Annotated in this window: 1 protein-coding gene and 1 pseudogene; both read left to right on the top strand. The window is 62.1% G+C overall.

Annotated features, from left to right (window positions below):
- A pseudogene (locus FFS60_RS27960) lies at positions 1 to 273 on the top strand (calcium-binding protein); the annotation flags it as partial.
- Between the two features lie 830 nt (positions 274 to 1,103).
- A partial coding sequence (locus FFS60_RS27955; protein ID WP_137823830.1) for a peroxidase family protein occupies positions 1,104 to 9,929 on the top strand: 8,826 nt, incomplete at its 3' end.

The following is a 9,929-nucleotide window of genomic DNA, read 5'->3' as shown; positions in this document are numbered from 1 at the left end:
ATCCTGATCGGAGGTGCGGGCAATGACACCTTCATGTTCGCCGCAGGCTTCGGCAACGACTCGATCCAAGGCTTCGATGCCAATCCAACCGGAGGCCAGGACCTGCTCAATATCGCAGCCTTGGGCATCACCGCGGCGACCTTCGCGGCGAACGTAGCCGTCGCCGACCTGGGAGCGAATACCCAGATCACCCTCGGTGCCAACAGCATCACCCTGGTAGGCGTGGCGGATGCCACAACCGTGACCCAGGCGGACTTCATTCTCGCGGGTTGAGGGACCCTGGCGACAGTTCGTTGACGCACAAAAAGGGGCGAAGCACGTGCGGCTTCGCCCCTTTTTCATGCCCGCAGAAACTCAAAACCCAGCTCTATTCCGGCCTTTCTGGTAGCTATGCCGATTTTTGGTACTGGCGTGCATTGATTTGCGTTCTTCCTGCAAGAAAGATGCCTCCGAATTGCCCGGATTTCTCACTTGAGTCAACGGTTGTATTCCTCTGATAAGTGGGGCGGCGGTATTAGAGCGCTCTAGAACGCCACTTTCAGTCGTAAGGAGAAGAGCGTGCCAGGGCAGCTGGAAGAGTGCTACCACATGTCGAGCGGCTCAATTTTGTCGATTTTTTTCGGTTATATGTTTTAAATCAGATATTTATCATGTTTTTACATTTGGAAACATATGTCGACGTTTTATTGACAGTGCAAGTGGTCGGGGCTTTAGTCAGGGTGTGTACGAACATGACTGTTTTTTGGCACGTAGAGACGTTGAGGGACGTCGCTGCGGAGCCCGCCACAAGCGTGCTAGGGAGAACACCGTGATGAGCATCGATTCAGTCTCGCGCAGTGGGCCGACCGGCCCATCGACCTGTGCCGCCCCCCGGGTTCGATTCCACGGACCACCTCACGCCTGAGCAGCGGTGCCGCCTTCTCTAGCGGCGCCGAGAGGGACAAATCCATTCAGTCGGTACTGAGCCACTTCCAAGGCTTGGCGGGTTCGGCTGCGACTGCGATTTGCCCGGCTAGATCGCTTTCCATTGACGAAACGTGGAATCGCACCCGCGTGGGCGTGATTCGGCCTGACTGATTGCTGTCGCATTGAGGAAAAACACCATGGCCACATACATCAAATCTGACCTCGAGTTCATCCTCCAGCAGATCCTCATCTCCGAAGCCCATGCGGCCGGCGAGGATTTGTCGGCATTGCTGCCCAACTCGCAAGTGCCCTGGGGACTCAGGACAGTGGATGGATCATTCAATCATCTGGTGCTGGGGCAGACTGAGTTCGGGGCGGCCGATGGGTTGTTCCCGCGCATGCTCGATCCGGTTTTCCGCATTGCAGAGGACGGAACGTCCTATACCCAGACCAGTGGCCTGGTGATCGACTCGCAACCGCGGACCATCAGCAACCTGATCGTCGACCAGACCGCCAGTAACCCGGCAGCGGTAGAAGCCAACGGTGGCGCCGATCCGGTGCTGAGCCCCGGCCTTGACGGAATCTTCGGGACTCCGGATGACCAGGAAGTCTTCTTTATCCCCAACACCACGCCGGATGAAGGTCTTTCTGCACCCTTCAACTCCTGGTTCACCTTCTTCGGCCAGTTCTTCGACCACGGCCTGGATCTGGTCACCAAGGGGGGCAGCGGAACGATCTTCATTCCGTTGCAAGAGGACGATCCGCTGTTCGTGCCGGGCAGCCAGACCAATTTCCTGGTCCTGACCCGTGCCACCAACCAGCCGGGGCCGGATGGTGTCCTGGGTACCGAGGACGATATCCACGAGCACACCAACACCACGTCCCCCTTCGTCGACCAGAACCAGACCTACAGCTCGCACTCGTCGCACCAGGTGTTCCTGCGCGAATATGTGTCGACGGCCAATGGCCCGGTGACGACCGGCAAGCTGATCACCAATCGTGATCTGGTCAACGGCGTCTTCGGAGATGGCGATGACGTGGACCTGGGCGGCATGGCCACCTGGGCAACCGTCAAGGCCCAGGCCCGCGACGTTCTTGGCATCAACCTGACCGACGCCGATGTCGGCAACATTCCGCTGCTGGCCACCGACGCCTATGGCAACTTCATCAAGGGGCCCAATGGCTACCCGCAGGTGGTGATGAGCGATGGCGTGGGTGGAACCTTCCTGGTTGAAGGCGATCCGACCGCCAATGGCAGCCAGGGCATCAGCCTGGCCAACGCTGTACGCACCGGCCATGCCTTCCTTGATGACATCGCCCACAGTGCCAATCCATTCAATAGCCAGACCGGCGCGTTGCTGGGGGCTGACGCGGACGCAGTGGCCGGTACCGATGACGGCAACGCTGCCACCTACGACAACGAGCTGCTGGATTCGCACTACATCGCGGGTGATGGCCGGGTCAACGAGAACATCGGCCTGACCGCCGTGCACCATGTGTTCCACTCCGAGCACAACCGCCTGGTGGATCACACCAAGCAGGTGATTCTGGATTCGGGTGATGTGGATTTCCTCAACCAGTGGCTGTTGACGCCAGTCGGCGCCATTCCGGCCGACACCTCGACCCTCGTCTGGAACGGTGAGCGCCTGTTCCAGGCCGCCAAGTTCGGCACCGAGATGCAGTACCAGCACCTGGTGTTCGAGGAATTCGCCCGCAAGGTGCAGCCGAACATCGATGAGTTCCTGGCACCCACGGGTTTCGACGCCAGCATCGACCCGTCGATCGTCGCCGAGTTCGCCCACGTGGTGTATCGCTTCGGTCACTCCATGCTGACTGAAACCATCGACCGCCTAGACCCGAACTTCGTCAACAGCGAGATCGGCCTGATCGCCGCCTTCCTCAATCCCCTGGCGTTTGCCGAGAGTGGTGCAGACGCGGATGCGGCCGCTGGCGCCATCATCCGTGGCGTGACCCGCCAGCAGGGCAATGAGATCGACGAGTTCGTCACCGAGGCCCTGCGCAACAACCTGCTGGGTCTGCCCCTGGACCTGGCGACCATCAACATTGCCCGTGGTCGTGATGCTGGTATTCCGTCCTTCAACGCTGCTCGCCGCGAGTTTTTCGAGGCCACCGGGGACGCTCAGCTGGAGGCCTATAGCAGCTGGGTGGACTTCATGGGCGGGCTCAAGCATGAGGCGTCCCTGATCAACTTCATCGCCGCCTACGGCACCCACTCGACCATCACCAGTGCGACGACCCTCGATGGCAAGCGCGCCGCCGCCATGGCCATCGTGCTGGGCACTGGCACTAATGTTCCGGCAGATCGTCTCGACTTCTTGCACAGCACCGGGGCCTGGGCCAGTGGCGCCAATGGCGTGACCACGACTGGTCTGGACCTGGTGGACTTCTGGATCGGTGGTCTGGCCGAGAAGCAGATGCCGTTCGGCGGCCTGCTGGGTTCCACCTTCAACTTCGTGTTCGAGACCCAGTTGGAGGCCCTGCAGAACGGCGACCGCTTCTACTATCTGGGCCGCCTGGCAGGACTCAACTTCCTCACCGAGATGGAGCAGAACTCCTTCGCCAAGATGGTGATGCGCAACACCGACGTTGATCGACTGCCGGCGGATGTCTTCTCCACCCCTGGTCTGATCCTGGAAGTCGACCAAACCCAGCAGTTCAACGCGGGTGTCGTCAACAACCCCGGTGCTGATGGAATTCTTGGCGATGATCCATCCACCCCGCTTGTGGACGAAAGCGCCGACGATATCGCGACTCCCAACGAGGACCCACTGGGCGACAACGTGCTCGTCCCGCTGGTGATCCGCGACAACCCGGCAACCCCGGGAGCCGACACCAACTACCTGCACTACACCGGTGACGAGCACGTGGTGCTGGGTGGTACGGACAATGCCGACATCCTCATCGCCAGCATTGGCGACGACACCATCTGGGGTGATGGCGGCAATGACCGTATCGAGGGCGGTGACGGCGTGGACAGCCTCAATGGCGGCGCCGGCGACGACATCATCACCGACATGGGCGGCGACGATAACATCAAGGGCGACGACGGCAACGACGTCATCCATGGCGGCAACGGCTTCAACTTGATCCTCGGCGGCGCCGGCAACGACTTCATCATCACCGGCGAAGACGTCTCGGAAACCTTCGGTGGTACCGGCAACGACTTCATCTACGGCGCCAAGGGCAACCTGCAGACGGCTGGTAACGAAGGTGACGACTGGATCGAGATCGGCACCCAGGACGGTGCCCCCGGTGACAACTTCTCGCCCTTTGCCCTGGATGAAGTGGCCGGCAACGACGTCTTCGTCGGCGGCGGTGGCTTCGACGAGATGATCGGTGAAGGTGGTGATGACATCTTCTTCGGCTCAGAAGGTGCCGACCACTTCGACGGCGGTTCCGGCTTCGACTGGGTCAGCTACAAGTTCGACCCCTTCGGCGTGCTGTCCGACATGATCGTCGACGACTTCTTCGAGCCGCCGGTGCCTGCCTCCAACGCCGGCATCTTCGATCGCTTCGCCTTCGTCGAAGGCCTGTCCGGTTCGCAGTTCGGTGACATCCTGCGCGGCGACAACGCCGACGCGGCGGAGATCGCCGAGAACGGTCCGCTGGGCAGCGTGCTGAACCAGGCCGGCATCGACCTGATCGCCGGGTTGCAAGAGTTCCTTGGCGCGGGTGTCACCTCCTTCGGTGCCGGCAATATCATCCTTGGCGGTGGCGGTAGCGACATCCTGGAAGGCCGTGGCGGTGACGACCTGATTGATGGTGACCGTACGCTGAATGCCTTTGTCAGCGTGCGTACCGACCCTAACGACCCCACTACGGAGATTCGTCGGGTCGACAGCATTGGCGCGCTGATTCCCGACATGCTTTCGGGGCTGATCAACCCGAGCCAGTTGGTCATCGTTCGTGAAGTCGTCCAGACCGACGGCTTCAACTACGACACGGCGGTGTTCACGGGCAACTTCGAGGACTACCAGGTCGATATCGACAACAACGGCACGACGCTGGACTTCAGCGATGACGTGATTACTGTCACCCACCTGGAGGTGGACCTCGACGGCAACACCGTCATCGGTGCGGATGGCGTGGACCGGCTGACCGGCATTGAGCGGCTGCAGTTCAACAACCTATCGGTTGCGCTGGTTCCCGGGCTCAACGAAGGCCCCACAGGGCAGCTACAGCTCGATAACAACAACCCGCAGAATGGCCAGGTACTGACAGCGTCGGCACTATTGGTGAGCGACGCGGACAACGTCGCCTCTGGCGGCGATATCACCGGCCCCATCGCCTACTTCTGGCAGGCTGAGACCGTTGCCGGTTCCGGTATCTTCCAGGACATCGTCACCGAGGCTGGCGAGCGGCCTGAATCCGCCCAGGGCGACAGCTTCCGCGTGACCGCCGACCTTGATGGCCTGGCGCTGCGGGTGCGTGCGGTCTACAGGGACCAGAACGGCGTGCTGGAAACCGTCTTCTCGGATGCCACCGCTCCGGTGGACGGCAGTGTGGTCGTCGCACCGCCGCCGGCGGTGCCGCAGGAAGACTTCGTCGCCAGTCCTGGCGTGCATATCATCCGCAGCGACCTGCAGTTCATCCTCGATCAGATCCTTATCTCCGAGCGCCATGCCGCTGGCGAGAATCTGCTGGATATCGTGCCGAACTCCCGTGGCGCCTTTGGTCTGCGCACGGTGGACGGTTCCTTCAACAACCTGGTGCCGGGTCAGGAGCACTTCGGTGCGGCCGACCAGCCCTTCCCGAACCTGGTCCCGCCAGTGTTCCGTGATGATCAGGATGGGGACACCATAAACCTCGGCCCGGGAGGCGTAGTCACCAACACTGACTATGGCGCCGCTGGCGATGTGGCCGACGCCGATCCGCGCACGATCTCCAACCTGATCGTCGACCAGACCATCACCAACCCGGCAGCCGTGCAGGCATACGTGGATGCCGGCCTTGGTACCCTGGACCCCAACGGCGTGTTGCTGGACCTGAACGGCGTGCCAATCCCGGGCGGCCAGCCGCTGTTCATCCCCAACACCGCGCCTGACGAAGGCCTGTCTGCCGGCTTCAACTCCTGGTTCACCCTGTTCGGCCAGTTCTTCGACCATGGCCTGGACCTGGTGACCAAGGGCGGCAACGGCTTCGTCTTCGTTCCACTGCAACCGGATGACCCCCTCTTCGTTCCGGGGGGCACCTCCAACTTCATGATCCTTACCCGCACCAGCAACGATGCTCCGGGGCAGGACGGCGTGATGGGCACCGCAGACGACATCATCGGTGGCGGACCGCTCAACACGACCACGCCGTTCGTGGACCAGAACCAGACCTATACGTCCCATGCATCGCACCAGGTGTTCCTGCGCGAGTACGAGCTCAATGCTGCAGGAGATCCGGTGTCCACGGGTGCCATGCTCGATGGCGTCGGCGGCCTGCCAACCTGGGCAGAGGTCAAGGCCCAGGCCGCCCAGATGCTGGGCATCCAGTTGACCGATGGCAACATCGGTAACGTCCCGCTGCTGGCGACTGACCTATACGGCAAGTTCCTTCCGGGGCCGAACGGGTACGCCCAGATCGTCACCTTGGTGGACGGCGATATCGTGCTCGTAGAAGGTGATCCCACCGCCAACGGCGGGCTGGGTATCGCCATCCCGGGTAATGCCCTGTTCACCGGGCATGCCTTCCTGGACGACATCGCCCATTCCGCCAACCCCTTCAACAGCCAGACCGGCGCGCTGATGACGGCGGATGGGGATGCCGTAATCAATGACCCAACCAACCCATCGCCGGCTGGCACATTCGACAACGAACTGCTCGATCGCCACTTCATCACCGGCGACGGGCGCGGTAACGAGAACATCGGCCTGACCTCGGTGCACCATGTGTTCCACGCCGAGCACAACCGCATGGTCGATCAGATCAAGGCTGTGGTGCTGGCCAGCAACGATCCGGCCTTCATCAGCAATTGGCAGAATGCGGACGGCACCTGGAATGGCGAACGCCTGTTCCAGGCCGCGCGCTTCACCACGGAAATGCAGTACCAGCACCTGGTGTTCGAGGAATTCGCCCGCAAGGTGCAGCCGCAGGTGGACGTGTTCTTCAACGCCACCCAGGTGTACGACACCGCGATCAACCCGGCGATCGTCGCCGAGTTCGCCCACGTGGTCTACCGCTTCGGCCACTCCATGCTCACCGAGACTGTGGACCGGCTGAACCCGGACTTCACCGACGCGGGCAGCATGGACCTGATCGATGCCTTCCTGAATCCGCTGGCCTTCAACAATAACGGCGCCCTGTCGGCTGAGGAGGCTGCCGGCAACATCGTCCGTGGCATGACCCGCCAGACCGGCAATGAAATTGACGAGTTCGTCACCGAGGCGCTGCGCAACAACCTCCTCGGATTGCCGTTGGACCTGGCCACCATCAACATCGCTCGTGGCCGTGATACCGGCGTCCCGACGCTCAATGCGGCGCGTCAGGACTTCTACAACGCCACCGGCGACAGCCAGCTACGGCCCTACACCAGTTGGGTCGACTTCGCCGCTCATCTGAAGCACCAGACGTCCATCGTCAACTTCATCGCGGCCTATGGCACCCACGCCGAACTGCTGGCAGCTGATGTGAACACGACGGCCGAGAAGCGGGCGGTGGCCTTTGCCTTGGTGTTCGGTGGCGACGCGATCATCAACGAAGGGACGGCGGAACAGCGCACCTTCACCGCCGACACCGCAGATCGTCTGGCCTTCCTCAATGGACCGGCCGCCACGACCGGTGTGAATGACATCGACCTGTGGATCGGTGGCTTGGCCGAGCGGCAGATGCCCTTCGGTGGCCTGCTGGGCTCGACCTTCAACTTCGTGTTCGAGAACCAGATGGAGAAACTCCAGGACGGCGACCGCTTCTACTACCTGGAACGCACGGCGAGCATGAGCTTCCTCACCGAGCTGGAAAACAACTCCTTCGCCAAGATGGTGATGGCCAACACCAACGCGATCCACCTGCCGGGGGATATCTTCTCCGACCCTGGCCTGATCCTGGAGGTGGACATTACCCGGCAGTTCAACGCGGACGTGGTCAACCCGGGTGCTGATGGCATTCTCGGTGATGATCCTTCGACGGTGGGTGTCGACGAAAGCCTCGACGACGTCGCTGCTCCTGGTGAAGACCCGCAGGGTGGCAGCGCCTTGCTGCCCTGGGTGATTCGCGACAACCCGGTCAATACCGACAATGCCGCCACGCCGTTCTACAACGAGGCGAACACCAACTACCTGCGTTACACCGGTGATGAGCACGTGGTGCTGGGCGGTACTGACGGCAACGACGTCATGATCGCCAGCCTCGGCGACGACACGATCTGGGGTGATGGCGGCCACGACCGTATTGAGGGCGGCGACGGCAACGACCTGATCCGCGCAGGGGATGGCGACGACATCATCACCGACCGCGGTGGCGACGATAACATCCAGGGCGACGGTGGTAACGACGTGATCCACGGCGGCAACGGCATCAACCTGTTGCTGGGTGGTTTCGGCAGTGACTTCATCGTCTCGGGCGAGGACGCCACGGAAATCTTCGGTGGCGTCGGCAACGACTTCATCCTCGGTACCCGTGGCAACGAAGCGCAGTTCGGCAACGAGGGTGATGACTGGCTGGAACTGGGCGGCCCTGACGGCAACGCCGGTGACAACTTCAACGAGTTCGGCCTGGACAACGTACCCGGCAACGATGTGTACATCGGCGAGCGCGGCATCATCGACCGGATGGACGGTGAAGGCGGCGACGACATCATGCTCGGCAATGGTGGCGAGGGTGACCGCTACGTCGGCGGCTCCGGCTATGACTGGGCGGTGTTCCGCGACGATCCGCAAGGGGTGAACATCGAGTTCGACCTGCGCGCCTTCGACGAGACACCGGTAACCCCGTCGACCGCCTCGCTGCTGACCCGCTTCGAGTTCATGGAAGGCCTGTCGGGCTCGTCTCACAGCGACATCCTCAAGGGCGATGATCGCGATGCAGCGGCCATCTCCACCTCGGGTGTGAACGGCAGCATCCTGACCAACATCGGCCTGATCGCCGGGTTGCAGGAGTTCCTGGGAGCAGGGGTCACTTCGTTCGGTGCCGGCAACATCATCCTCGGCGGCAGCGGCAGCGACATCATCGCGGGACGCGGTGGTGATGACCTGATCGACGGTGATCGTTCCATGACCGTCTACATCGCCGTGCATCAGAACCCCGACGGCACCGGGCCGGAGATCGACCGGGCCTTCAGCATGACCGAGCTGGTGCACGACATGCTCACCGGCCGCTACAACCCCGGTCAGTTGGTCGTCACTCGCGAACTGGTCGCTGGCAATGGCGCGTTCAACTACGACACCGCCGAGTTCGCCGGCAACCGCGCCGACTACACGGTGCTCAATAACGGCGATGGCACCTGGACGGTGACCGATACCGTCGATGGACGAGATGGTTCGGATCGCCTGAGCGGTATCGAACGGCTGCAGTTCAACGACATCAGCGAGGCGCTGGTGGTCGGTCTCAACAGCGGACCGGTGGGGCTTGCATCAATCAGCGATGCCACGCCTGAAGTGGGCACTCGCCTAGTTGCATCCATTGCAGGTGTGACCGACGCCAATAACGTCGGCGGCACCGTCACTGGGCCGGTGTCCTACTACTGGCAGGCTGACGTGCGTGGTGACGGCATCTTCGAGGACATCATCATCGAGAACGCCGGCGCCGAATTGGCCCGCGCCACCGGACCGAGCTTCCTGGTCACCGCCGCCCAGGCTGGGCTGGCGATGCGCCTGAAGGCCATCTACAAGGACGCCAACGGCGTGCTGGAGACCGTCTACTCGGCGGTGACCGCACCGGTATCGGGCACCCAGGTCAACGATGTACCGACCGGCGCACCGGCGATCAGCGACACCACACCGCTGCAGGGCCAGGTGCTGACGGCCACGCGGGGCACGATTGCTGACCCGGATGGCACCACCACCTCGGTGTTCAGCTTC

The sequence above is a fragment of the Pseudomonas sp. D(2018) genome (assembly GCF_005502555.1).
In the GTDB taxonomy this organism is placed as follows: Bacteria; Pseudomonadota; Gammaproteobacteria; order Pseudomonadales; family Pseudomonadaceae; genus Metapseudomonas; species Metapseudomonas resinovorans.
Note: the sequence above shows the minus strand (reverse complement) of the source record. Positions and strands in the feature narration are given on the sequence as shown.